Raw genomic sequence first — 26,097 nt, forward strand, 5'->3', positions numbered from 1 at the left:
CCTGTGAGCCTAACGGAATGGATCGATATGTTTCCCACAGTGTGCCCCAAAAATTGGTGTGATAGAAGGGGGGTAATGTTAATCCGGTGAGATAGTTCGCACGTGCATATCGAAGACACCCTGCCGGTCATGATCTCGAGCATGACCCCAACCGAAGACCGCGCGGCCGGGGGGCGCGCCCGCCCGCCAATGAACGTCCTCTTCGTCCACAACAACTTTCCAGCCCAGTACCGCCACATTGCGCGTGCGCTCGCGGAGCAGCCCGGAAACAAGGTCGTTGCGGTCGGTTCATCGACCGCGAGCACGACGCGGGATATCCGGCTGCTGAAATATTCGACGACCAAGTCGGACTCCGCGATGGTCCATCCCTTTGCCCGCCGCTTCGACGTCGAGGCGCGGCGTGCCGAAGAGGTCCTGTATGCGCTGTCGTCGCTGTCGGGGCAGGGCTTCGTGCCCGACCTGATCTTCGCGCATCCCGGTTGGGGGGAGACGCTGCCGCTGCGCACGATGTTTCCGAAAGCGCGGATCATCCTCTATTGCGAATTCTACTACGGCGCCGAGGGCAGGGACGTCGGCTTCGATCCCGAGTTTCCGATGACGGGCCTCGACGGCAATGTCGCGCTTCATCTGAAGAACGCGACGACGCTGCTGGCGCTCACGGAATGCGATTCCGGCGTTTCGCCGACGCCATGGCAGAGGTCGACCTTTCCCCGCGAGTTTCAGAGCAAGATCGATGTCATCCACGAGGGCGTCGACACCGACGAGGTGAAGCCCAATCCCGTCGCCAGGTTTCAGCTTCCGAACGGCGCGACACTGTCGGCGGACGACGAGGTGATCACCTACGTCTCGCGCAATTTGGAGCCGGTGCGCGGATTCCATGTCTTCATGCGATCGCTGCCGAGGATATTGGCTGCGCGGCCGAATGCGCAGGTCGTGATCGTCGGCGGCAGCGGGACATCCTACGGCGCGAATCCGCCGAAGGGCTCGAGCTGGAAGTCGATGTTCCTCGACGAAATCAGATCGGACATCGACCTGCGCCGCGTGCATTTCCTCGGCCGGATTCCGCGGGACCAGTATCTCGCGCTGCTGCAGATATCCTCGGTGCACGTCTATCTGACCTATCCCTTCGTGCTGTCATGGTCGCTGCTGGAGGCCATGAGTGCGGGATGTGCGGTGGTGGCATCCGACACCGCCCCGCTTCGCGATATCATCTCGGACGGCAACGGCCTGCTGGCGCCGTTTTTTGATATTGATGCGTTGTCGGATCAGGTCGTCTCGGTGCTGTCACGGCCGAAAGCCTTCAAGAAGATGCGGATGAAGGCGAGGAGCTTTGTGCGAGACAATTACGACGCAAAGCGGGTCTGTCTGCCGCGGATGCTGACGCTCGTCGATGAAGGTGTCCTCGCGCGCGCGCACGGGGGATAACGCCAGGAGCTAGCGATGCCGCTTGTCATCTCGGTTGCCCAGCGCAAGGGCGGGGTCGGAAAGACGACCCTTGCGGTTTTGCTGGCTGCAGAACTGGATCGGCGTACGGGCTTGGTAGGACTGGTCGACGCCGACTCCCAGGCGTCCGCCTGCCACTGGGCCGAGCCCGGCAATTTGTCGTTTCCCGTCTACCAGCTTGATCCGGAAACCCGGCCGGTTGCCGAATGGGCCAGGCTGATGCGCCAGATTCCGCATCAGATCATCGTCGTGGATTCCGCGCCCAACGACCGGGTGCTGGGCGCCGTGCTCGCGGTCGCCAATATCGTGCTGATGCCCTGTACGCCGTCCGGCCTCGACATCGAGGCCACTGCGCGGACACTCGACATCGTGCGCGAGGTGCGCGCGACGCGGCGAACCGCGCTCCGTGCCATGATCGTGCCGAACCGCGTCGACCAGCGCACGCTCGAGGGCCAGCAGCTGATCGAGGAGCTGGATACGCTCGACGAAGAGATCGGACCGATGATCGGAAGCCGCTCGGCCTATGTTCGCGCCGTCGCGTTGGGGCAATCGGTTGCCGATTTCGCCAGCGGTACGCCCGCGGATATCGAGATCAAGACGCTCGCCGATCTCGTCATGAGCTGGTGCGGGATCGCACCCCGGCAGCGCGTGACGGTCTAGATTCAACTGAGCGCTCCGGCTGCTTCACATCAGGCTAACCATGCCTGCATGGGAGCAAGAAATCCTGCGCCGCGACGGCCGCTTCATCTGCCGGCGGCGTCCTCCGAACAAGCAGGAGAAATGGCCCGGAAGCGCGATGGAGTCGCGATTCGTTGACCGGCATGTGCGTTATCGTTCGGCAACCGAAAGGCTTGCCGGCGCGCGAACCTCGCTTGGTTAACGGACTGCTCGCTCGCGTCTGAGCATTTGAGGCAAATGCCGCCGCGCGCCTGAGCCTAAGCTCAAGACATTTCCCGTACATGCTTCCCCTCACTGTGGGGAGTGAAGAATGTACAACGTCAAGAGAGTGATGGCCTTGCTGCTGGCCATCGTCGCGCTCGGGACCAGCGCGCAGCAAACGCAGGCTGCAATGATCGGCTCGCCGCTGCCGCTGCGCGGCATGGTCGAGAAGATCCGCTTCAGCGAGCCGACGCTGGCGCCGATGGCCTACGTCATGTTCTGCATGCGCTATGCCGACGAATGCAAGCCGAAGCCGCGTGCCCGCGTGGTGTTCCGCGGCGGCGCAACACGTCTGACCAAGCAGCGCATGGCCGACCTGATCGAGGTCAATGCCTCGGTCAATCGTAGCATCGCACCACAGCGCAACGAGCGTGGCCTCGCCGGCGAGGAATGGCTGATCAATCCGGCACGCGGCGATTGCAACGACTATGCCGTCAGCAAGCGCCATGAGCTGCTGGCGCGCGGCTGGCCGATGCGCAACCTGCTGCTGAGCGAGGTGGTGACCTCCTGGGGCGAGCATCATCTCGTGCTGGTGGTCCGCGCCCAGGGCGGCGATGTCGTGCTCGACAATCTGAACGCGCAGATCCGCAACTGGTCGCAGGCGCGCTATCGCTGGGTCAGGATGCAGACCCCGGCGAGCCCCGATCGCTGGGCCGCCCTCGCGCAGGCCGGCGTTTGACATCTGAATTTGCTAACGCCCCGCTGGGGGCGCGTTAGCCGTCGCTGCGGCGGTAAATCCGTTCGGTCTTAACGCTATTCCCATCGTCATTTTGCTGCGCCGGACGGAATGTCGTACCCATCATTGCGATTGTTGAGGCGCGGGATTGGTCCGCGCAGGGACGGCGTTTTCAATGGCGAGCAGGGGTTCGATCCTCATCACGGGCGGCGCGGGATACATCGGATCCCATTGCGCCAAGGCGGTCGCCGAGGCCGGGTTTCTCCCGGTCGTCTACGACAACCTCTCCACCGGCCACCGCAACTTCGTGCAATGGGGACCGCTCGTGATCGGCGACGTCGCCGATCATGACAGGATCGCCGCCACCATCCGCGAGCACGATGCGCTGGCCGTGATGCACTTCGCCGCGTTTAGCGCGGTCGGCGAGTCCGTCGCGGATCCGCAGAAATACTTTGGCAATAACGTTGCCGGCACGCTCGGCCTGCTGCGCGGCATGCGTGAGGCAGGCTGCGACCGCCTGGTGTTTTCCAGCACCGGCGCCGTCTATGGCAATGCCGGGCGCGATCCCATTCCCGAGAGCGCCGCAGGGCCGACCGTCAATCCCTACGGCCGCTCCAAGTTCATGATCGAGCAGATGCTCGACGATTATCGCGCCGCCTATCAGTTCAAATCGGTCTGCCTGCGCTACTTCAACGCCTGCGGCGCCGATGCATCCGGCACCATCGGCGAGCTCCGCGATCCCGAAACGCATTTGATTCCGCGCGCGCTGATGGCGCTGCTCGGGCACGTGCCGGACTTTGCGATCTTCGGCGAAGATTATGAGACGCCTGACGGCACTGCGGTGCGCGACTACATCCATGTCGACGATCTCGCCACCGCGCATATCGCGGCGCTCGAGCTGCTGTTGAAGGGGCATGCCGGCGGTGTGTTCAACCTCGGCACCGGCGCCGGCTATTCGGTGCGCGAGGTGCTCGACGCGATCCGCGCCGAGACCGGTGAAGCGGTGCCGAGCGTGGTGCGCGAACGCCGGGCCGGCGATCCGCCGATCCTGGTTGCCGATCCCTCCAGGTCGGAAAGCGGCCTCGGCTTCAAGGCGAGCCGGTCGGATCTCGGCTACATCATTCGCTCGGCCTGGGCGTGGCACCAGAAGGCGCATCCACGCCGGCGATAGGGCATGATCCGGAAACGTGCGAAGCGCGGCTTTCCGTCACGACAAGCGCGGAACGGTGTGCGGAGATCATGCCCAAAATGGCGGAAGACTAAGCTGCGTCCGTGCGCGACCTCAGCCGGCCGAACTGACTACGCAGCACCAGCAGGATGAGGTGACCGGTGCCGATGCCGGCAAGACCTCCCGCCACCTTGACGATCGCGTCAAGCAGGCGGCCGTGACGGTCCGGTGTCAGCAGTTGCATCGCTTCGAGTGTGAACGAGCTGAAGACGACAAAGAGCACGATCAGCGCGGTACGCCGCGGGTAACCCAACACAAAGGCCATCGCCATCACTGCGTATGCGGCGAAGCGCTCGGTCTGAGGGGGGAAAAACGACGGACGGTCCTGGATCGGCGATAGCGTCACGAAGGCGATAAAGGCAAGCGCGAGCCAGCCCGCAATCACGCCGAACTTCCGTATCTGTGAAATTTCCAACAAAGTATTCCCGGTCCTGTACCGCAGACGACCCCCTGGCTGGATTAGCGCATCACAGGTGTCAGCGACATGGAAATGGTGGCCGAAGGTTAACTTGCCCGCCGACTGTGACCGACACGACGCGTCGTCCTGTTGCCAAATTATAGGTATTAAAATACCGTATGCTGAAACTCGGTCCCACCTGGCGCGCATCTCTTTGCGGGAACCTGTCGCGCTTGCGCGGGTTCCCGGGGGTGGTGCACCTGACGAAAAAATAAGGTTTGCCCTGCGGCTCCATTCATAGGCCGTTCACGGCCGGGAGCCTCATTTGATGCCGGAATATCGCAATGCTCACTCTCGGAGGCCAAAGTGCGTCTGCTCGTCGTTGAGGATGACCCGGATCTGAACCGCCAGCTCACCACCGCCCTGACGGACGCCGGCTATGTGGTCGATCGCGCGTTCGACGGCGAGGAGGGGCATTTCCTTGGCGACAGCGAGCCCTACGACGCGGTCGTGCTGGATATCGGCCTGCCGAAGATGGACGGTATCTCGGTGCTCGAGGCCTGGCGGCGGAACAAGCGGGTGATGCCGGTGCTGATTCTCACCGCGCGCGACCGCTGGAGCGACAAGGTTCAGGGGTTCGATGCCGGCGCCGACGACTATGTCGCAAAGCCCTTCCATCTGGAGGAGGTGCTGGCGCGGATCCGCGCGCTGCTGCGCCGCGCGACCGGGCATGCCCAGGTCGAGCTGACCTGCGGGCCGGTGGCGCTGAATACCCGGACCAAGCGGGTCACCGTCAACGGCAACCCGATCAAGCTGACCTCGCACGAGTACAACCTGCTTGATTATCTGATGCACCACACCGGGCGGGTGGTCTCGCGCACCGAACTGGTCGAGCATCTCTACGACCAGGACTTCGACCGCGACTCCAACACCATCGAGGTGTTCGTCGGCCGCATCCGCAAGAAGCTGGAAGTCGATATCATCCAGACTGTTCGGGGCCTCGGCTACATGCTGTCGCCGCCGACTTAAAGCGTTTTCGAGCGAAGTGGATAACCAGTTCGCTCGCGTGAAGAAGACGCGACCAAACAAAAGGATGAGAGCATATCCTGTTCAATCGGATCATGTTCTTAGAGCGCTTGATCGGCGTACACGGGCATTGGCATGATCCGCGCCGGGAGAACTGGATTCGCCAATGTTTGAGTCCCTGACGTCTATTGCCGCTGACACGCTGTTCGAGCCTGTGTCCTGATGGGCGGCAGCTCGCTTGCGACCCGCCTGTTCGTCTCGGCGACCGCCTGGGTGGTGGTGATTCTGGCGATCACCGGCGTCATCCTGTCGTCGGTCTATCGCGACGCCACCGAGCGCGCCTTCGACCGGCGGCTCAATCTCTATCTGCGCACCCTGATCGCCGAAGTGGCGACGCCGGACGAGCCGGCGGACCGCCAGTTCCAGTCGCTCGGCGAGCCGCTGTTCGACCTTCCGCTGTCGGGCTGGTACTGGCAGATCACCCGCACCGATACCGAGAAGGGCGAAACCCGCGCCTCGCGTTCGCTGTGGGACAAGAAGCTGCCGAAGCTCGAGGAGCACGGCGCCGAGCTGACTGCCGCCGGGGTCCGCCTCGGCTATGTCGATGGACCCGAAGGCCAGAGCCTGCGTGTGGTCGAGCGCCCGGTCGACCTCGGCGCCGACGGCAAGTTCCTGGTCAGCGTCGCCGGCGATGCGACCGAGATCTTCGATGAGACGCGCAGCTTCGACTATTATCTCGGCGGCACCTTCGCAGCCCTCGGCATCGTGCTGCTGCTGACCACGATCTTCCAGGTGCGCTACGGCCTCGCGCCGCTCAAGCGCATTTCGGATTCGATTGCCGATATCCGTTCCGGCCGCGCCGAGCGGCTGGAGGGCCGGTTTCCGGTCGAGATCGCGCCGCTCGCGCGCGAGACCAACGCGCTGATCGATGCCAACCGGGAGATCGTCGAGCGCTCGCGCACCCATGTCGGCAATCTCGCCCATGCGATCAAGACGCCGCTGTCGGTGATCGTGAACGAAGCCGGCGCCCATGCCGGCGATCCCTTTGCCAGCAAGGTGCTGGAGCAGGCCGATCTGATGCGCGACCAGGTCGCGCACCATCTCGAGCGCGCGCGGATCGCCGCCCGGGCCACCATCGTCAGCACCATCACCGACGTCGCCCCTGTCATCGAGGCGCTGCGCCGGACCATGGAGAAGATCCATCGCGATCGCGATCTCGCGATCGAGGCGAAGGCCGACCCGGCGGCGGGGTTTCGCGGCGAGCGGCAGGACCTCGAGGAGATGGTCGGCAATCTCGTCGACAACGCCTGCAAATGGGCGGCCTCGCAGGTGTTTATCGAGGTCACCGTCGTGCCGCCGGAGGCCCCGGGCGCCGGGCCGAAGCTGCGCATCGTGGTCGATGACGACGGCCGCGGCCTGTCCGAGGACGAGCGCGCCCAGGTGGCGCGGCGCGGCCAGCGGCTCGACGAATCGAAGCCCGGCTCGGGGCTCGGCCTGTCGATCGTGACCGATCTCGCCGGCCTCTATGGCGGCAAGCTCGCCCTGAATGACGCGCCGATCGGCGGCCTGCGGGCCGAGCTCATGCTGCCTGCGGTGTAGGGCATGATGGAATTCGGTTAAATGGCGGTCGCGAAGGCGGTTCGCACCCGCTCCCGCTTGCAGGTGCCGTCCGTATATAAGCCCTCGTGCGGGACGCCATCTGTTCTTGCCCATGATCTAGATCAAAGGTTCAGATCCAATCCCGGGGTTCTCCGTGGGTGAACGGAGTTCCAGAAGTCGTATTGTGCGGCTTGTTCCCCGTGCAATCATCCCCCGATCTCGGGAGACGGCCCATGAAGGACATGCAGGCGCACTTGGAGAAGCTTCGTGTCGAGGCGGAAGAGTGCGAGCTAATCAGCAAGCTGGCGACCAATAAGTCCAAGAAAGAACTGTTCGCTAGGTTGGCCGCACATCACCGGACGCTAGCCGATGAAGTCGAGCGGACCATGAAGGAAGCCCGATAGGAACTTTGCATTCCCATGTGGATTTACAGCCCCGTTCCCGTAAGGAACTGAGCGAGGAAAAAGGTCACATGGGCCAAATTCGACGTCGGGTCAGACACACCGATTCACTTGAAGCGCGCCTTGTTGAGAGAGCCAGAGAGCTACGCGAACAGGCCGAAGCGCTCGCCCCAGGTATCGAGAGAGAAGCGCTCCTGAAGCTAGCCCGGCAAGCTGAGGCTGGCGCTAGCATGACCGAATGGCTGCGCGCTGGGGGGCTGCAATCATCCGCGACCTAGAAACTCTTTGCCGACGTCACCATCAATCTCTGCCGCGTGCATGATGCACTGCGGACTACGCCAGCTATAGCGCTTGTTATTGCTAAGCAGGTTTGGACGATCGATGATTTGCTGGATGCCGTGTGCCGCTGGAGCCGAACGGCCAGTGCGCGTGACGCGCAACGGCCCCAGCGCCGGGGGAACGCTGAGGCCGTGTCCAAGTGCTGTCCGTCTTGAGCACCGGGACCACGCGACAACGGAACGTCACCGGGGGCTGTTCCTAACCGTGAAAAAGAAACGGCCCCAGCGAGGGGGCGCAAGCCGGGACCGAGTTTACATACGTCATCCGACGCGCCCGGCGGGGACGCCGGACATAAAACAACCGCCAGCCAACACGCCTCGTTCCTGTGGCGCGCAAAGAAACGGCCCCAGCACCCTTGGAGGTGATGCTGGAGCCGTTCTTTATTCCCATTCTCACGCCGAACCGCCGGTTGCCGATAATTGACGGCCCCTTCTGGGCTGTAATTTGATCTTAATGAAACACCCTGCCCAGTTCCGAAAGGATCGAATCAGCGGGCTGTTCCAGAAATCACCTGTGTGAATCGAACGCAAATAAACTGCCACTTTTTCCAGGGCGTTTGACAAATGTCCTGGTTTCCCGGAGCGCGTGTCCGAATGAGGACAGCACCCGCTTGCGGGGGGAGGCGAGGAGAGCTCGCGGACAATCTTCGCAGACGTCATATGCGAATTGGCCTGCGGACGCGGCGCAGCCTTTTGGGCGGCTCGACCCGCTATTATTCCTAAACGGCTTCTTAACGCGCCCACCTCTATCATCGCGGGCGGACGGGCTGCGGCGTTTGCCGGGCACCTAGCTTTCACGACCGGGCATGAGCCAGAAATCGACCGAGCGGCTGAGGGATTATCTCGCGCAGCTTCCGCCGCAATCGCAGGCGCTGCTGATGCGGGAGCTGGAGCGCGCCGTCGAACGCGGCGATGATGTCGCGATCGCCAATCTGGTTCTGGAGCAGCTGCGCAAGATCGTGCGCGGGGTCGAGGAGGACGAGCAGATCCAGCCGCGCAGTGACGACCCGGCGCGGCTGCTGTTCCGGCCGCTCGAGCCGTTCCTTGCCGAGACCAATTTCCCGACCCGAGCCGGCCAGCTCCGCCGTGCCTCGCTGCTGCCGATCTGGCAGTGGCTCGCCCGCGAGGGCGCGCCCGAGGCCGCCCGCGAATTCGAGAAGGCGCTGGCGGCTGCCTCGGAGAGCGGTCCGATGGAGATCGCCGCGCGCAAGTTCCAGCTGGCGGCTGCGGAAGCCATCCTCAAGATCGCGGGGCCGACCCAGGACGACCGTCAGCGCGCGTTGGCGCGCGTGGGCCCCCCGAGCGTTGTCGAGGACCTGCTGCCGATCGGCCTCGTGTTGCAGGCCCGTGAAGCCCTGGAAACCCTGGGCAGCCGGCTGCCGAGCCAGATCAGGGTGTTTTCCGATTCCCAGATCGCCTCGGCGATGGAGGCGCTCAAGCTGCCGTCGCTGCAGACGCCGCAACTGCTGCCGTTCGCGCTGTCATTGATCGCGCAGCGGCTCGCCGCGCCATGGCAGCTCATCCGCCTCGCGATCAAGATGGCGGCCTCCGACGACGAGCTGCGGGTCGCGGCAACGCCGTACGGCATCGCCGTCACCATCGCGCTGCATGACCTGTCATTCGTCGCGGCCTGCCTTCGCACCGACATCAAGCGCGGGCATTTCGATTATGTCGGCGACCAGCTCAAGACCCTGCACGACGGGGTCCGCGGCCTGCGCACCGAGCTCGACCTGCGCAACGATTCCACCTGGGGCCGCCAGCTCACCTCGGTGCGCGCCGATACCTCGAACGCGCTGCAATCGGAGATCGACAGCGTGCCGGGCCGGGTCCGCCGCATCCTGCGCCAGCGCGCCGACAAGGACATCACGGCCGGCGCCAAGATCGATGCGTCGGAGGTCGAGGATGCCGCCGCCCTGATCGATTTCGTCGCGGTGTGCCGCACCTATGCCAGCGAACTCGCCATCAACGAGGTGACGCTGCGGACCTTCTCGGACCTGCAACATTATGTCGAGCAGTCGACCGAGGGGCTGGTGCAGTCGCTACGCGGCGGCGACGCCCGGGTCCGCACCTTCCGGCAGCAGCAGGTCAAGGCCGCGATCCGCTTCTGCGAGGTGCTGTTCGGACACGACTACGCCTCGCTGATGAACCGGGCGGCCGAGAACGCCGTGACCGGCGAGCGCAAGTCGTCTCGCGCGGGGTAGCGAGAGCGCGCCATTCGTGGGCATTCTCGACGGCAAACCGACGGGCCCCGCCAAGTCGGGACGACAAGCATTTGCGCAATTTCGGAATAATGGAAGTGTCGCGCTGATTTGCCCGACGTGTCAAGTCGTCAATCGCCCGGTGGCAGCCGCTGGCTACTTTGCATGGGGTTGTTTTCGATATTTTGGTCGCGCGCACCCTTCGCCCGGGAACGCCGTTGCAGTACCGCCGGAACGGCACCGGAAACCGGCTGATTTCGACCTTCGGTCGATCCAGCAATTGTCAATTGCCGCGCTTGGCGCCGGTAGTGTAAAGCGATTCTAAGGCGGCTTGCCGGAAGCCGCCGTTCCATCCGGGAACCGCTTGATGACGCTGTGGTTTGTGTTCGCGCTGATGACGGTCGCGGCGATCTTTGCCGTGCTGTGGCCGCTCAGCCGCCGCGGACGGGCGAATACCGGCGGCAGCGAGGTCGTGGTCTACCGGGACCAGCTCGCCGAAATCGACCGCGACATGGCCGCCGGCATCATCGGCGCCGCCGAGGCCGATGCTGCGCGGATCGAGATCAGCCGCCGGCTGCTGGCCGCCGCCGACCAGAGCGGGCGCGAAGCCCCGGTGCAGGGCAGTCTCAGCCTGCGGCGCACTGCTGCGATCGTGGCCCTGGTCGGGTTGCCGGTCATCGCTTCGGGCTTCTATCTCGCGCTCGGCTCGCCGCGGCTTGGCGACTTTCCGCTCGCCGAGCGCAGCCGGGTGGCCGATGCCAACCAGCCGCTCACCAATCTGGTCGCGCAGGTCGAGGCCCATCTGGAAAAGAACCCGACCGACGGCCGCGGCTGGACGGTGCTGGCGCCGGTGCTGTCGCGCCTTGGCCGCTACGATGATGCCGTCCGTGCCTATCGCAATGCCATCACCTATGCTGGCGACAGCGCCGATCGCCGCGCCGATCTCGGCGAGGCGTTGATGGGGAGCGCCGGCGGCGTCGTCACCGCCGACGCCAAGGCGGAGTTCGAGCGCTCGGTCGCGCTGAATGGCGACGACGCCAAGGCCAATTATTTCCTCGGCCTCGCCGCCGAGCAGGACGGCCGCAAGGCCGACGCCGCCGCGATCTGGCAGAAGATGATGGCGAAGGCACCGTCGGACGCGCCATGGCGGCCGCTGGTGCAGGCTGCGCTGGTACGGGTCGGCGGAGTCGGTGCACCCGCTGGCGCCAGCGCGCCCGCGCTGCCGGATGGCGCGGTGGCGGCGGCCAAGGACATGAGCGAGGCCGATCGCGGCATCATGATCAAGGGTATGGTCGATCGGCTGGCGACGCGGCTGAAGACCAACGGCGACGACGTCGAGGGCTGGCTGCGGCTGGTCCGCGCCTATCTCGTGATGGGTGAGCGCGGCAAGGCGATGAGCGCACTTGCGGATGCCCGTCAGGCGGTGGCCAATGATGCGGACCGGTTGCGTCAGCTCAATGAGGGGCTGAAGAATCTCGGGCTGGATGGATAACGCATGATGCCGAAACATGTGCAGCGGTTTTCGGCTGACGTCATGCGCAAGGATGCACCATGACCAGGAAGCAACGGCGTTTGACACTGATCGGCTGCGCGCTCGTCGTGCTCGCGGTGGCCGCGGGCCTGGTGCTGAACGCGCTGCGCGATTCCATCGTGTTCTTCTCGACGCCCTCGATGGTCGCCGAAAAGCATCTCGGGCCGGGCAAGCGTTTCCGCCTCGGCGGTCTGGTGGAGCAGGGCTCGCTCAAGCGCGGCGACAATCTCGCGGTGACCTTCACCGTCGGCGACGGCGGCGCAACGCTGCCGGTCGCCTACAAGGGCATCCTGCCGGATCTGTTCCGCGAGGGGCAGGGCGTGGTTGCCGAAGGCGCACTCGATGCTGACGGCGTATTCCGTGCCGACACCGTGCTCGCCAAGCATGACGAGACCTACATGCCGAAGGACGTCGCCGATGCCCTGAAGAAGCAGGGCCACTGGAAGGACGACTACGGCGCCAAACCAAACAGCATGCCGAGCGCCTCCGCGGCGCCGACCCAGGGAGCGATGCGGTGATCGCCGAAAGCGGACATTATGCCCTGGTGCTGGCGCTCGCCCTCGCGCTGATCCAGTCGATCGTGCCGATCCTCGGCGCGCGCTGGCGCGATGCGGCGCTGATGAACGTCGCGCGCTCGACCGCGCTTGCCCAATTGCTGTTCGTCGCGGCGTCGTTCGCGGCGCTGGTGACCTTGCACGTCACCTCGGATTTCTCGGTCGCCAATGTCTTCGAGAATTCGCATTCGCTGAAACCGCTGCTCTACAAGATCACCGGCGTGTGGGGCAACCATGAAGGCTCGATGCTGCTGTGGGTGTCGATCCTGGCGCTGTTCGGCGGCCTCGTCGCGGCCTTCGGCAACAACCTGCCGCTGTCGCTGCGCGCGCATGTGCTGGCGGTGCAGGCCTGGGTCGCCAGCGCCTTCTATCTGTTCATCCTGATCACCTCGAATCCGTTCCTGCGCATCGCCAATCCGCCGCTCGAGGGACGCGACCTCAATCCGGTGCTGCAGGATATCGGCCTCGCGGTGCATCCGCCGATGCTCTATCTCGGCTATGTCGGCTTCTCGATCTCGTTCTCGTTCGCGGTGGCGGCGCTGCTGGAGGGCCGGATCGACGCCGCCTGGGCGCGCTGGGTGCGGCCGTGGACGCTGATGGCGTGGATCTTCCTGACGCTCGGCATCGCGATGGGCTCCTACTGGGCCTATTACGAGCTCGGCTGGGGCGGCTGGTGGTTCTGGGATCCGGTAGAGAACGCCTCGCTGATGCCCTGGCTTGCCGGCACTGCGCTGTTGCATTCGGCGCTGGTGATGGAGAAGCGCAACGCGCTGAAGGTCTGGACCGTCCTGCTGTCGATCCTGACCTTCTCGCTATCGCTGCTCGGTACCTTCCTGGTGCGCTCCGGTGTGCTCACCTCGGTCCACGCGTTCGCGACCGATCCGACCCGCGGCGTGTTCATCCTGCTGATCCTGTTTGTCTTCATCGGCGGCAGCCTGTCGCTCTATGCCTGGCGCGCGCCGACGCTGAAGCAGGGCGGGCTGTTCGCGCCGATCTCGCGCGAAGGCGCGCTGGTGCTCAACAACCTCCTGCTCACCACCGCCTGCGCGACGGTATTCATCGGCACGCTGTATCCGCTGGCGCTCGAGGTCCTGACCGGCGAGAAGATCTCGGTCGGCGCGCCGTTCTTCAATTTCACCTTTGCGCCGCTGTTCGTGCCGCTGCTGCTCGCGGTGCCGTTCGGGCCGCTGCTGGCCTGGAAGCGCGGCGACCTGCTCGGCGCGGCGCAACGGCTGATGGTGGCCGGCATCGTCGCGCTGGTTGCGATCGCGGTGGTGTGGGCGTGGACCTATGGCGGCGCGACGCTGGCGCCGCTCGCGATCGGGCTTGCGGCCTTCGTGATCATGGGCGCGCTGTGCGATCTCGCCGAACGTATCGCGCTGTTCCGGATTCCGCTGTCGCTGTCGCTGCGCCGCGCACGCGGCCTGCCGCGCGCGACCTGGGGCACGGTGTTCGCGCATGCCGGCCTCGGCGTCGCACTGATCGGAATCGTCTGCGAGACCACCTGGAACAGCGAATATATCGGCTCCATGAAGCCGGATGATGTCGCCAAGGTCGCCGGCTACGAGCTGCGGCTCGACGGCCTGAATCCACGGCAGGGGCCGAACTTCCGTGAGATGGTCGCGCAATTCACCTTGATCCGCGACGGCGAGAAGGTCAGCGTGATGACCCCGTCGAAGCGCAACTTCACGACCCGCGGCGCCTCGACGACGGAGGCCGCACTGCTGACGCGCGGCGCCAGCCAGCTCTATATCTCGCTCGGCGATACCTCGGCCGACGGCGCGATCGCGGTGCGCATCTATCACAAGCCGCTGGTGCTGATGATCTGGTGGGGCCCGGTGCTGATGGCCTTCGGCGGCATGCTGTCGCTGTCCGACCGCCGCTTGCGGGTCGGCGCGCCGAAGCCGGCCAAGGCAGCGGCGCGCGCCTTGCAGGCGGCCGAATGATGCGGTCGCGCACCCTTGCGGCCGCCGCGCTTGCGGCGACCCTGATGCTCGGTGCGATGCCCGCCCGGGCCGTGCTGCCCGACGAGATCATGGCGGACCCGGCGAAGGAGGCGAGGGCGCGCGAGCTTTCGAAAGAGCTGCGCTGCATGGTCTGCCAGAACCAGTCGATCGACGATTCCGAGGCGCCGCTGGCGCGCGACCTCCGTTTGCTGGTGCGTGAACGGATCTCGGCCGGCGACAGCGACCGCCAGGTGATCGATTTCCTGGTGGCCCGCTATGGCGAATTCGTGCTTCTGAAGCCGCGCCTCAACGAGCACACGCTGGTGCTGTGGCTGACCCCGCCGCTGGCGCTTTTGCTGGGCGGTTTTGCGCTCTGGCGGCTCGGCCGGCGTAAGGCAAATCCGGCCGCCGGCGCGGGCGATTCCAGCCCCGGATTGACGCCCGACGAAGAGGCGCGCCTTGAGCGGCTGCTGGCGGCCGAATCCGCGCCGGACAAGCCGCTTTAGTTCCTTTCTAAGCCCTTAATTTGCATGCGCTATTCTGCCGCAGCGCAGGATTGCTCAATTACCAAAGTTTAATTCCGCAGCCAGCGCGCCGTAAGGCTGATGACCCCATGTTCAGACGCATCAGGTGCTCGCCCCCGCACCGAATGATTCTGGCCCTGGAGACCTCAAGACATGACCGACCGTCCCGACCTCTCGACCCCTCCGTCCTACAAGGCGCCGAAGCGCTCGCTGTTCTCTGCCCGCAAACTCGCGCTGATGGCGTCGGTCGTGGCCGGCCTCGGTGCCGCCACCTACGGCTTCAGCCCCACCCACAACCCGGCCGACCTGTTCACGACGCCCGCGCATGCGCAGGTCAATAACGAGGTCAAGAAGGTTCAGCAGCCGGTCGGGTTTGCCGACATCGTCGAGCGGGTGAAGCCGTCGGTGATCTCGGTCAAGGTCAATATTCGCGAGAAGGTCGCGAAGGATGACAGCAACAATAATGACGATTCGCCGTTCCAGCCGGGTTCGCCGATGGAGCGTTTCTTCCGCCGCTTCGGCGGTCCGGATGGCTTGCCCCCGGGCCTGCGCGGTGGACCGCGTGGCGGTGGCGTGGTGACGGGCCAGGGCTCCGGCTTCTTCATCTCGGCTGACGGCTTCGCCGTGACCAACAATCACGTCGTCGATGGCGCCGACAAGGTCGAAGTCACGACCGACGACGGCAAGACCTTCTCCGCCAAGGTGATCGGCACCGATCCGCGCACCGATCTCGCGCTGATCAAGGTCGAGGGCGGCTCCAACTTCCAGTTTGCCAAGCTCTCCGACACCAAGCCGCGGATCGGCGACTGGGTGCTGGCGGTCGGCAATCCCTTCGGTCTCGGCGGCACCGTGACCGCGGGCATCGTCTCGGCCTCCGGCCGCGACATCGGCAACGGCCCGTATGACGATTTCATCCAGATCGATGCGCCCGTGAACAAGGGCAATTCGGGCGGCCCGGCGTTCGACGTGTCCGGTGAGGTGATGGGCGTCAATACCGCGATCTACTCGCCGTCCGGCGGCAGCGTCGGCATCGCGTTCTCGATCCCGGCCCAGACCGTCAAGAGCGTCGTTGCCCAGCTGAAGGACAAGGGCTCGGTCAGCCGCGGCTGGATCGGCGTCCAGATCCAGCCGGTGACATCAGACATCGCCGACAGCCTCGGCATGAAGAAGGCCGAAGGCGCGCTGGTTGCCGAACCGCAGGCCAACGGCCCCGCGGCCAAGGCCGGCATCGAGTCCGGCGACGTCATCACCGCCGTCAATGGCGAGCCGGTGAAGGACGCGCGCGAACTCGCCCGCACCATCGGCGGCCTCGCGCCCGGCAATGCCGTGAAGCTGAACGTGCTGCACAAGGGGCAGGACAAGACCGTCAACCTCACGCTCGGCCAGTTGCCGAACAACCTGGAAGCCAAGGCTGACACCGACAACAACGGCGACAAGGGCAACTCGTCCCGTGGCACCGACGTGCCGAAACTGGGCCTCACTGTGGCACCCGCCAACAGCGTGGCCGGCGCCGGCAAGGAAGGCGTGGTCGTGACCGAAGTCGATCCCAAGAGTGCTGCCGCTGAGCGGGGCTTCAAGGAAGGCGACGTGATCCTCGAGGTCGCCGGCAAGTCCGTCGGCACCGCCGGTGAGGTGCGTGATGCGATCACCGCGGCGCGCAATGACAACAAGAACAGCGTTCTCATGCGCGTGAAGAGCGGCGGTTCGTCGCGCTTTGTGGCAGTGCCGCTGGCGAAGGGATAACTATCTATGAGTTGGAACGCGTCGCCGGCATTAGTCGCCCCCGCCGACGGCGCGTTCCGGGGGGCGGGCCCCTTGCTCGCTCCCTATGTTGCCTTTCGATGGAATATGCCCCCCTCTGTCGGAAGGTCTCAGGGCGGTGAGGTCCCCCAGCTTCACCGCCCACTTTTTTCAGCGCCGCATGATCCGGAAAAGTGGAAACCGGTTTTCCCCCGCGACAAACCCGGAACGGGTTTGCGCGGAGATCATGCGCCCACAAGATTCCCGGAATATTCGCGGTCGTCTTGCATGTGCAGGCCGGCCGCGCCATGCTGACAGAGGGCCCTTTCCCGTGACCGCAACCGCTCCGCAAATGCGTATCCTGATCATCGAAGACGACCGCGAGTCAGCCGACTATCTGGTCAAGGCATTCCGTGAAGTCGGCTATATCGCCGATCTCGCCTCCGACGGCGAGGAAGGCCTGTCGATGGCGGAGACCGGCGACTACGACGTGCTGGTTGTGGATCGCATGCTGCCGAAGCGGGACGGCCTGTCGCTGATCGGCATTCTGCGCGACAAGGGCAACCGGACGCCGGTCCTGATCCTGTCGGCGCTCGGCCAGGTGGACGACCGGATCAAGGGCCTGCGCGCCGGCGGCGACGACTATCTGCCAAAGCCCTATTCCTTCGCCGAGCTGCTCGCGCGCGTCGAGGTGCTGTCGCGGCGCAATGTCGGGCCGGCCGAGGAGACCACCTACCGCGTCGGCGACCTCGAGCTCGATCGCCTGTCGCATCGCGTCGCCCGCGGCAAGGATGAGCTGACCTTGCAGCCGCGCGAATTCCGCCTGCTCGAATATCTGATGAAGCATGCCGGGCAGGTGGTGACGCGGACCATGCTGCTCGAGAACGTCTGGGATTATCATTTCGATCCGCAGACCAACGTCATCGACGTCCACATCTCGCGGCTGCGCTCCAAGATCGACAAAGGATTCGAGCGGCCGCTGCTGCATACCATCCGCGGCGCGGGGTATATGATCAGAGATGGCATTAGGTAGATCGTGACGGCCTTCGGCAAACTGATCCGGACCACGGCGTTTCGGCTGACGCTGGTCTACCTGTTCCTGTTCGCGCTGTTTGCCGCCTCGCTGCTGGCTTATTTCGCCTGGAACACGCGACGGCTGATCACCGAGCAGATCACGACCACCGTCAATGTCGAGATCGGCGAGATCACCGCCATCTATAACCGTCGCGGCCTGCACGGCCTGCTGACCACCATGGGCAATCGTGCGCTGCGGCCGGGCGCCAACCTCTATCTCTTGACGGCGCCGAACGGGCAGGCGCTGGCCGGCAATGTCGGCTCGCTGGCGCCTGGCGTGATGAGCGTCCAGGGCTGGAGCGAGACCGCCTATCGCCGGTTCGACGATCAGGACAAGACCGATCACCGCGCGCTGGTTCGGGTCACCGAGATGGACAACGGTTTCCGCCTCCTGGTCGGGCGCGACCTCGAGGAGCGGCGGCGGCTGTTCGGCATCGTCGCCAAGGCCGCGCAATGGTCGATCCTCGTCGTCGTCGTGCTCGGCATCGGCGGCGGCATCTTCGTCGCGCGCCGCGTGCTCCGCCGGATCGACGCCATGACCGGCACCACCAAGCGCATCATGGCGGGCGATCTGTCCGGCCGGCTGCCGGTCGGCCGCAGCGGCGACGAGCTCGACCGTCTCGCGGAAAATCTCAATGTCATGCTGGAGCGCATCGAGGCGCTGATGACGGGGCTGAAGGAGGTCTCCGACAACATCGCCCATGACCTCAAGACCCCGCTGACGCGGCTGCGCAACCGCGCCGAGGAGGCGCTGGCGCGGTCGGGCTCCGAGGCCGATTATCGCGCGGCGCTGGAGCGGACGATCGAGGAGTCCGACGGCTTGATCCGCACCTTCAACGCGCTGCTGATGATCGCGCGCGCCGAGTCCGGCCAGGCGCGCGGCAACATGGACGATTTCGACGGCGCCGACGTCGCCAACGGCATCCACGAACTGTACGAGCCGCTGGCTGAGGACGACGGCATGACGCTGCAGGTGAAGACCGCGCCGGCGCCGATTCACGGCAACCGCGAATTGATCAGCCAAGCGGTCGCCAACCTGGTCGAGAACGCGATCAAATATGGCAAGCCCGAACCGGGCGTGGAGCCGATGAAGGCCGATGCGCGGGAGATCCTGATCGAGGCCCGGCGCGAGGGCGATCAGGTCCTGCTCAGCGTCACCGACCACGGTCCGGGCATCCCCGAGGGTGACCGCAAGCACGCGGTGGAGCGCTTCGTCCGGCTCGAGGCCAGCCGCACCTTACCCGGTTCCGGTCTCGGCCTCAGCCTGGCCTCGGCGGTTGCCACGCTCCATGGCGGTGAGCTGCGGCTCGGCGATGCCCATCCGGGGCTGGTGGCCACCCTGGTGCTGCCGGCGCGGGCGGGCGGCAGTGACAGGCTTGCGGCTCAAACGCAGGATGTGCCACAGAAGGCGGCATGAATGCCGCCGCGCCGGGAAACGCGGATCGACACCTTCTGGCCGCGCGGTTCGCGGACGGACCGCGTGTCGCCGCTCCCGTATCCGCCGATCAGCGCCTGACCGACTGGTTCGCCGAGCTCGAGCCGGCGCAATCGGCTGCGCTCGCGGCGCTGCTGGAGCACCCGTTCGCACGGGACATCCTGCGCGGCATTGCCGAATTCTCGCCCTATCTGTTCGAGCTCGCGCGGGCTGATGCCGCGCGGCTGATCCGGATCCTGTCATGCGACCCGGAGTCGCATCTTGCGAACCTGATCGAGACGACCTCGCGCGACGTGCTCGCCGCCGGCAGCGAGGCCGACGTGATGGTTCTGCTTCGCCGCATGAAGGCGGAGGCCGCCCTGATGATCGCGCTGTGCGACATCGGCGGCGTCTGGCCGGTGATGCGGGTGACGGCGGCGCTGACCGACATCGCGGTGAATTCGGTGCAGTCGGCGCTGCGATATCTGCTCCGGCAGGAAATCGCGCGCGGCCGGATGATTGCCGCCGACCTCGACCATCCCGAGATCCGCTCCGGCCTGATCGTGCTTGCGATGGGCAAGATGGGTGCGGGCGAGCTGAACTATTCCAGCGACATCGACCTGATCGTGTTCTTCGATCGCACGGCCACCTCGCTCGCCGAGGATATCGAGCCGCAGCCGTTCTTCGTCCGTGTCACCCAGGCGATGGCGCGGATGCTGCAGCAGCGCTCGGGCGAGGGCTATGTATTCCGGGTCGATCTCAGGCTGCGTCCGGACCCGGCCTCGACCCAGGTCGCGATCTCGACCGACGCGGCCTTGCATTATTACGAGCGCGAAGGACGCACCTGGGAACGCGCCGCGATGATCAAGGCGCGGCCCTGCGCCGGCGATCCCAAGGCCGGCGATGCGCTGATCGCCGAGCTCGCGCCGTTCGTCTGGCGCAAGCATCTGGATTTTGCGGCGCTGGCCGATGTCCACGACATGAAGCGGCAGATGCAGACCTATCGCGGCCAGAGCGAGATCTCGGTCGAGGGCCACAACGTCAAGGTCGGCCGCGGCGGCATCCGCGAGATCGAGTTCTTCGCCCAGACCCAGCAGCTGATCGCCGGCGGCCGTCATCCGGAGTTGCGGGTGCGGCCGACGCTGGAGGCGCTCAATGTGCTCGCCGACAGCAACTGGATCACCTTCGAGGCGCGCGACGAGCTGGCCACGGCTTACGAATTCCTGCGCCGGGTCGAGCACCGGCTGCAGATGATCGCCGACGAGCAGACCCACTCGCTGCCCGAAGCGCCCGAGGACGTCGAGCGCTTTGCGCATTTCTTCGGCTACGCAAATCGCGAGGCCTTCGCCAGGGATTTGCTCGGCCAGCTCAACATCGTGCAGAACCATTACGGCAAGCTGTTCGAGGGCGACGATCCGACCGGGAGCGCGAAGCTGCCGGACGTCGACTACGGGGCGGGCCCCGAAGACGGTCGCCTGATCGAGCATCTCGCCAGTCTCGGCTTCAAGAAGCCGGTCATGGTCGCCGGCACTGTGCAGCAATGGATCAAGGGCGATTATCGCGCGCTGCGCGTGGAGGCGACGCGGGCGGCGTTCCTCGAATTCATTCCCGGCCTGATCGATGGCCTCGCGGATGCCGAGGAGCCGGACGATGCGGTCGCGGCATTCGACCGTTTCCTGGCCGCGCTGCAGCGCGGCGGGCGGCTGATCTCGCTGCTCAGCCAGAACCGCGATTTCGTCGCGCTGGTGGCGCTGATCCTCGGTGCTGCGCCGCGGCTCGGCGACATGCTGGCGCGGCAGCCGCAGATCATGGACGGTCTGGTCGATCCACGCTTCTTCGGCGCGATGCCGGACAAGAAGGAGCTGTCGGCGCGGCTCGCCGCCACGCTGCAGGACGCGTCCTCCTATGAGGACTTCCTCGATCGTCTGAGATTGTTCGGGCAGGAGAGCCTGTTCCTGATCGGCACGCGGATCCTGTCGGGCACGGTGTCGGCGCAACACGCCAGCACGGCCTTTGCCGATGTCGCCGAAGGCATCGTGCACACCGTGCACGGTCTCGTCACCGACCAGTTCGCCGCGCAATATGGCCGGATCAAGGGGCAGGAGACTGCGATCGTCGCGATGGGCCGACTGGGCAGCCGCGAGATGACCGCGTCCTCCGACCTCGATTTGATCCTGCTCTACGATTTCGACGGCGAGGCGCCGGACTCCGACGGAGAGCGCTCGCTGCACGGCGCGCAGTATTTTGCCCGCTTCACCCAGCGCCTGATCAGCGCATTCACGACCCGGACCAATTACGGCGTGCTCTATGACGTCGACATGCGGCTGCGGCCGTCGGGGCGGGCCGGTCCGGTCGCCTCGCGGATCGATTCGTTTTCCGACTACCAGGAGCGCGAGGCGTGGACCTGGGAGCACATGGCGCTGACGCGTGCGCGCGTGATCTCGTCGTCGCCGCAATTCCGCGAGAGGATCGAGGCGATCACCCGCAGCGTGCTGACCCGGCCGCGCGATGCGGCATCGACCGCGGCCGACGTTGCCGACATGCGGCGCGCGATTGCGCTGGAGAAGGGCGAGGACGATGTCTGGGACCTCAAGCTTGCCGCCGGCGGGCTCGTCGACATCGATTTCATCGCGCAATATCTGCAGCTCGCGCATGCCTCAGCGAAGCCGGAGATCCTCAGCGTCTCGACGCTGCAGGTGCTGGAGCATGCCGCCAAGCTCGGCCTGCTCGGCCAGTCGGAAGCCGAGATCCTGCGCTCGGCGGCGCGGCTCTATCATGATCTGACGCAGATCCTGCGGCTGTGCGTCACCGGCAAGTTCAATCCGGAGACCGCGGGCGAGGATCTGCGGCGCGTGATGGCGCGGGCCGGCGACGCGCCGGATTTCTCCGCGCTGGAAGCCCGCCTGCGCGAGACGCAAGGCGAGGTACGCCGCGTCTTCAACACGATCGTGGGCGGGGGATAGCGCGCACGATATTTGATCCGTCATCCCCGCGCAAAGGCTTCGCCTTTGTCGCTGGAGGTGCGAGCTCTTGCGAGCCTCGAAGGATGCACGGCCACAGTCGGGCCGTCGACCCTTCGAGACGGCCGCCGCGCGGCCTCCTCAGGGTGACGGCGAGAAAGCCGTGGAAGCGCTTCGAGAGCTACGCCTGCTGCTTCAGCTTCTGCAGGGCATCGCGGACGTCGGGGTCGAGGCCGGCGCCGCCGGTGTCGAGATGGGCGAAGATCTGCTTGCGCATCCTGGGGTCCCAGAACTTCCAGATGTGCTCGGAAATGCCCTGCACCGCGCGGTCGTGTCCCTGGCTGTGGAAGAACTTTCCGATCTGGTTCGCCATATAGACCAGTTTGTCAGGCGACGACGACATAAGCGGACTCCTTGCCGGGCACCGCGCCTGTGACGCGTTCCGGATGCGTAAAGATTTCAAATCCGTCGGCGCGCGCGATCGCGGCAAGCGTGATGCCGGCGGCGTCCGCCATCCGCACCGCAAGCGCGGTCGGGGCCGACACCGCAGCAATCAGCGGCGCGCCGATCGCGGCGGTCTTCTGCACCATTTCGACCGAGACGCGGCTGGTCACCAGCACGATGCCGTCACTTGCGACGACCTTGTCGCGGGCCAGCGCGCCGGCGAGCTTGTCGAGCGCATTGTGGCGGCCGACATCTTCGCGCAGCGCGACGATGCCGCGCGTGGCGGTCCAGAACGCGGCGGCGTGCACCGCGCGGGTCTGGTGGTTGATCTCCTGCAGCGGCGCGACCGCCGCCACCGCTGTCATGATCTCGCGCGGTGCGAAGACGCGGCCCGCGGGCACCACCGCGGCCGGCCGGACCGCCTCGCTGATGGAATCAAGACCGCACAGGCCGCAGCCGGTCGGGCCGGCGATGTTGCGCCGCCGCTCGGCGATCCGCGCGGCCTTGTCGGGCTTGAGCCACATCCGAAGCTCGATGCCGTCATCGAGCTCGACGATGTCGAGGGTCTCGATCTCGTCGGCTGATTGCACGATGCCTTCGCTCAGGCTGAAGCCGACCGCGAAGTCGCCGAGGTCCTCGGGCGAGCCCATCATCACGGCGTAGGTGCCGCCATTATAGGTCAGCGCCAGCGGCGTCTCTTCCGGGATCAGGCGCGCGCCCTCGCTGAAGACGCCGTCGCGCCAGACCTTCCGGTTCGCCTTGTGGACCGGTTCGCGCATCGCTACTCCGCGGCTTCCACCACCGGCGCGATGCGCCGGGAGTTGCGCGCCTGCTCGTCATAGGCCTTCTGCCAGTCGGACGGACCGTTCGACGGCGAGATCTGCACGGCGGTGACCTTGTACTCCGGACAGTTGGTCGCCCAGTCCGAGAAGTCGGTCGTGATGACGTTGGCCTGGGTGTCCGGGTGATGGAACGTGGTGTAGACCACGCCCGGTGCGACGCGGTCGGTGATCAGCGCGCGCAGCGTGGTCTCGCCGGCACGGCTCGCCAGCCGTACCCAGTCGCCGTCGCGCACGCCGCGCTGCTCGGCATCGTGCGGATGGATTTCGAGCCGGTCCTCGGCGTGCCACACCACGTTCTCGGTGCGGCGGGTCTGCGCGCCAACATTGTACTGGCTGAGGATGCGCCCCGTCGTGAGCAGCAGCGGGTAGCGCGGGCCGGTGCGCTCGTCGGTCGCGATATATTCGGTGATGATGAACTTGCCCTTGCCGCGCACGAAGCCGCCGATATGCATCACCGGCGTGCCTTCCGGCGCCTTCTCGTTGCAAGGCCACTGTACCGAGCCGAGTTTATCGAGCCTGGCATAGGAGACGCCGGTGAAGGTCGGCGTCAGCGCGGCGATCTCGTCCATGATCTCCGACGGATGGCTGTAGTTCATCTCGTAGCCCATCGCCTTGCCAAGCATGATCGTCACTTCCCAGTCGGCATAGCCGTTGAGCGGCGTCATCACCTTGCGGACGCGCTGGATGCGGCGTTCGGCGTTGGTGAAGGTACCGTCTTTCTCGAGGAAGGTCGAGCCGGGCAGGAAGACGTGGGCGTAGTTCGCGGTCTCGTTCAGGAAGAGATCGTGGACGATGACGCATTCCATCGCCGACAGCGCCGCCACCACATGCTTGGTGTTCGGGTCGGATTGCAGGATGTCCTCACCCTGCACATAGAGCCCCATGAAGGTGCCTTCGATCGCGGCGTCGAACATGTTGGGGATGCGCAGGCCCGGCTCCTTGTTGAGCTTGACGTTCCACATCGCCTCGAACTGCTCGCGCACCGCATCGCCGGAGATGTGGCGATAGCCGGGCAGCTCGTGCGGGAACGAGCCCATGTCGCAGGAGCCCTGCACGTTGTTCTGGCCGCGCAGCGGGTTCACTCCGACGCCGGGCCGGCCGATATTGCCGGTCACCATCGCGAGGTTGGCAATCGCGATCACCGTGGTCGAGCCCTGGCTGTGCTCGGTGACGCCGAGCCCGTAATAGATCGCGCCGTTGCCGCCGGTGGCGTAGATCCGCGCCGCCTCGCGCAGAGCCTTGGGATCGACGCCGGTCATGATCGCGGTCGCTTCGGGGCTGTATTTCTCCTGGGCGACGAAGGCGGCCCATTCCTCGAACTCGCTCCAGTCGCAGCGTTCGCGCACGAAGCTCTCGTTGACGAGCCCTTCGGTGACGATGACGTGGGCGAGCGCCGTGACCACCGCGACGTTCGTGCCGGGCATCAGCGGCAGATGCAACGCCTTTACATGCGGCGATTCCACCATCTCGGTGCGGCGCGGATCGAGCACGATCAGCTTGGCGCCCTGGCGCAGCCGCTTCTTCAGCCGCGAGGCGAACACGGGGTGAGCCGAGGCCGGGTTGGCGCCGATGATCATCACGACGTCGGTGTCTTCAACCGAATCGAAATCCTGGGTGCCGGCCGAGGTGCCGAAGGTCTGCGACAGGCCGTAGCCGGTCGGCGAATGGCAGACGCGGGCACAGGTGTCGACATTGTTGTTGCCGAATCCGCCGCGGATCAGCTTCTGCACAAGGTAGGTCTCTTCGTTGGTGCAGCGCGAGGAGGTGATGCCGCCGACCGCGTCGCGGCCGTATTTCTGTTGAATGCCCTTGAACTTGGCGGCGGCGAAATTCAGCGCCTCGTCCCACGACACCTCCTGCCAGGGATCCTCGATCCGCTCGCGGATCATCGGCTTCAGGATGCGCTCCTTGTGGGTGGTGTAGCCCCAGGCGAAGCGGCCCTTGACGCAGGAATGGCCGCGGTTGGCCTTGCCGTCCTTCCACGGCACCATGCGCACCACTTCCTCGCCACGCATCTCGGCCTTGAACGCGCAGCCGACGCCGCAATAGGCGCAGGTAGTGACGACCGAGTGTTCGGGCTGGCCGATCTCGATCACGGATTTCTCGGTCAGCGTCGCGGTCGGGCAGGCCTGCACGCAGGCGCCGCAGGACACGCATTCGGAGCCGAGGAAGCTCTCGCTCATGCCGGGCGAGACGCGGCTGTCGAAGCCGCGGCCGGAGATCGTCAGCGCGAAGGTGCCTTGCACTTCCTCGCAGGCGCGGACGCAGCGCGAGCAGACGATGCACTTCGAGGGATCGTAGGTGAAATACGGATTGGATTCGTCCTTCGGCATCCAGTTGTCGTTTTCGCAGCCGTGCGATTTGGCGAAGACGTGGTTCTCGCCTTCATAGCCGTAACGCACGTCGCGCAGGCCGACGGCGCCTGCCATGTCCTGCAATTCGCAATCGCCGTTCGCCGCACAGGTCAGGCAGTCCAGCGGATGGTCGGAGATGTAGAGCTCCATCACGCCCTTGCGTAGCTTCTTCAGCCGATCGCTCTGGGTGTGTACGACGAGGCCCGGCATCACCGGCGTGGTGCAGGAGGCCGGCGTGCCGGCGCGGCCCTCGATCTCGACCAGGCAGAGCCGGCAGGAGCCGAAGGCGTCGACCATATCGGTCGCGCAGAGCTTTGGAATCTGCGTGCCGGCTTCCATCGCCGCGCGCATGATCGAGGTGCCCTCGGGCACCGTGATCTGATTGCCGTCGATGGTCAGCGTGACCATCGCCTCGGATTTGGATTTTGGCGTGCCGAAATCGATTTCCTGGATCAGCGACATCGTGATC

The 26,097-nt window shown here is 65.5% G+C and carries 20 protein-coding genes; 16 read left to right on the top strand and 4 right to left on the bottom strand.

Going from position 1 to position 26,097, the window contains the following annotated elements:
• The first annotated feature begins 189 nt into the window (after positions 1-189).
• The 4 genes from JQ573_RS07735 (at position 190) to galE (ending at position 4,229) form a co-directional block, all read left to right on the top strand.
• The gene (locus tag JQ573_RS07735) at positions 190-1,425 is read left to right on the top strand and encodes a glycosyltransferase family 4 protein (protein WP_212311655.1); all 1,236 of its coding nucleotides are present in this window, start codon (positions 190-192) and stop codon (positions 1,423-1,425) included.
• Positions 1,426-1,440: 15 nt separating this feature from the next.
• Complete coding sequence (locus JQ573_RS07740) at positions 1,441-2,103, top strand: ParA family protein (protein WP_092125246.1); 663 nt, start codon at positions 1,441-1,443, stop codon at positions 2,101-2,103.
• Positions 2,104-2,431: 328 nt separating this feature from the next.
• Positions 2,432-3,061: a transglutaminase-like cysteine peptidase gene (locus JQ573_RS07745; protein ID WP_249131259.1), complete on the top strand. Its 630-nt coding sequence runs from the start codon at positions 2,432-2,434 to the stop codon at positions 3,059-3,061.
• Between the two features lie 172 nt (positions 3,062-3,233).
• A complete protein-coding gene (gene galE, locus JQ573_RS07750) occupies positions 3,234-4,229 on the top strand; it encodes a UDP-glucose 4-epimerase GalE (protein ID WP_212311008.1) in 996 nt (331 codons plus the stop codon).
• Positions 4,230-4,317: 88 nt separating this feature from the next.
• Here the strand turns inward: galE and JQ573_RS07755 are convergent, their stop codons facing one another.
• A complete protein-coding gene (locus JQ573_RS07755) occupies positions 4,318-4,701 on the bottom strand; it encodes a VanZ family protein (protein WP_212311007.1) in 384 nt (127 codons plus the stop codon).
• A gap of 348 nt (positions 4,702-5,049) precedes the next feature.
• Here JQ573_RS07755 and JQ573_RS07760 point away from each other — a divergent pair, with 348 nt between their 5' ends.
• From JQ573_RS07760 to JQ573_RS07815, 12 genes are all read left to right on the top strand, one after another.
• Positions 5,050-5,712, top strand: coding sequence for a response regulator transcription factor (locus JQ573_RS07760; RefSeq protein WP_092125249.1), 663 nt, complete (start codon positions 5,050-5,052; stop codon positions 5,710-5,712).
• A 219-nt stretch (positions 5,713-5,931) separates the two neighbouring features.
• On the top strand, positions 5,932-7,308 hold the full coding sequence (locus JQ573_RS07765) for a sensor histidine kinase (protein ID WP_212311006.1): 1,377 nt from the start codon (positions 5,932-5,934) through the stop codon (positions 7,306-7,308).
• A 233-nt stretch (positions 7,309-7,541) separates the two neighbouring features.
• On the top strand, positions 7,542-7,712 hold the full coding sequence (locus JQ573_RS07770) for a hypothetical protein (RefSeq protein ID WP_212311005.1): 171 nt from the start codon (positions 7,542-7,544) through the stop codon (positions 7,710-7,712).
• A gap of 1,141 nt (positions 7,713-8,853) precedes the next feature.
• On the top strand, positions 8,854-10,248 hold the full coding sequence (locus JQ573_RS07775; protein WP_212311004.1) for a hypothetical protein: 1,395 nt from the start codon (positions 8,854-8,856) through the stop codon (positions 10,246-10,248).
• Positions 10,249-10,612: 364 nt separating this feature from the next.
• Positions 10,613-11,737, top strand: a complete 1,125-nt coding sequence (gene ccmI / locus JQ573_RS07780; protein WP_212311003.1) for a c-type cytochrome biogenesis protein CcmI — start codon at positions 10,613-10,615, stop codon at positions 11,735-11,737.
• Between the two features lie 59 nt (positions 11,738-11,796).
• Positions 11,797-12,294, top strand: a complete 498-nt coding sequence (ccmE, locus tag JQ573_RS07785) for a cytochrome c maturation protein CcmE (protein ID WP_092125254.1) — start codon at positions 11,797-11,799, stop codon at positions 12,292-12,294.
• On the top strand, positions 12,291-14,276 hold the full coding sequence (locus JQ573_RS07790) for a heme lyase CcmF/NrfE family subunit (protein ID WP_212311002.1): 1,986 nt from the start codon (positions 12,291-12,293) through the stop codon (positions 14,274-14,276). Before ccmE ends, JQ573_RS07790 begins: the two co-directional genes overlap by 4 nt.
• Positions 14,276-14,782, top strand: a complete 507-nt coding sequence (locus JQ573_RS07795; RefSeq protein ID WP_212311001.1) for a cytochrome c-type biogenesis protein — start codon at positions 14,276-14,278, stop codon at positions 14,780-14,782. Before JQ573_RS07790 ends, JQ573_RS07795 begins: the two co-directional genes overlap by 1 nt.
• 171 nt (positions 14,783-14,953) lie before the next feature.
• Positions 14,954-16,543, top strand: coding sequence for a Do family serine endopeptidase (locus JQ573_RS07800; protein WP_212311000.1), 1,590 nt, complete (start codon positions 14,954-14,956; stop codon positions 16,541-16,543).
• Positions 16,544-16,892: 349 nt separating this feature from the next.
• Positions 16,893-17,573 carry a response regulator transcription factor gene (locus JQ573_RS07805; protein WP_212311653.1) on the top strand — a complete coding sequence of 227 codons (681 nt, stop codon included), beginning with the start codon at positions 16,893-16,895 and terminating at the stop codon, positions 17,571-17,573.
• 3 nt (positions 17,574-17,576) lie between these two features.
• The gene (locus tag JQ573_RS07810) at positions 17,577-19,031 is read left to right on the top strand and encodes an ATP-binding protein (RefSeq protein WP_212310999.1); all 1,455 of its coding nucleotides are present in this window, start codon (positions 17,577-17,579) and stop codon (positions 19,029-19,031) included.
• Positions 19,028-21,991, top strand: coding sequence for a bifunctional [glutamine synthetase] adenylyltransferase/[glutamine synthetase]-adenylyl-L-tyrosine phosphorylase (locus tag JQ573_RS07815; protein WP_212310998.1), 2,964 nt, complete (start codon positions 19,028-19,030; stop codon positions 21,989-21,991). The genes JQ573_RS07810 and JQ573_RS07815 overlap by 4 nt, the downstream gene beginning before the upstream one ends.
• A 178-nt stretch (positions 21,992-22,169) precedes the next feature.
• Here JQ573_RS07815 and JQ573_RS07820 read toward each other — a convergent pair whose 3' ends face one another.
• The 3 genes from JQ573_RS07820 to fdhF are packed head-to-tail and all read right to left on the bottom strand — an operon-like array spanning position 22,170 to position 26,090.
• Positions 22,170-22,391 (bottom strand): formate dehydrogenase subunit delta, encoded by a 222-nt coding sequence (locus JQ573_RS07820; RefSeq protein ID WP_173641858.1) that lies wholly within the window; start codon positions 22,389-22,391, stop codon positions 22,170-22,172.
• Complete coding sequence (gene fdhD / locus JQ573_RS07825) at positions 22,375-23,211, bottom strand: formate dehydrogenase accessory sulfurtransferase FdhD (RefSeq protein WP_212310997.1); 837 nt, start codon at positions 23,209-23,211, stop codon at positions 22,375-22,377. Before fdhD ends, JQ573_RS07820 begins: the two co-directional genes overlap by 17 nt.
• A 2-nt stretch (positions 23,212-23,213) precedes the next feature.
• A complete protein-coding gene (fdhF, locus tag JQ573_RS07830; RefSeq protein ID WP_212310996.1) occupies positions 23,214-26,090 on the bottom strand; it encodes a formate dehydrogenase subunit alpha in 2,877 nt (958 codons plus the stop codon).
• Between the last annotated feature and the right edge of the window lie 7 nt (positions 26,091-26,097).

Source organism: Bradyrhizobium sp. AUGA SZCCT0105, assembly GCF_018129565.1.
GTDB lineage: Bacteria > Pseudomonadota > Alphaproteobacteria > Rhizobiales > Xanthobacteraceae > Bradyrhizobium.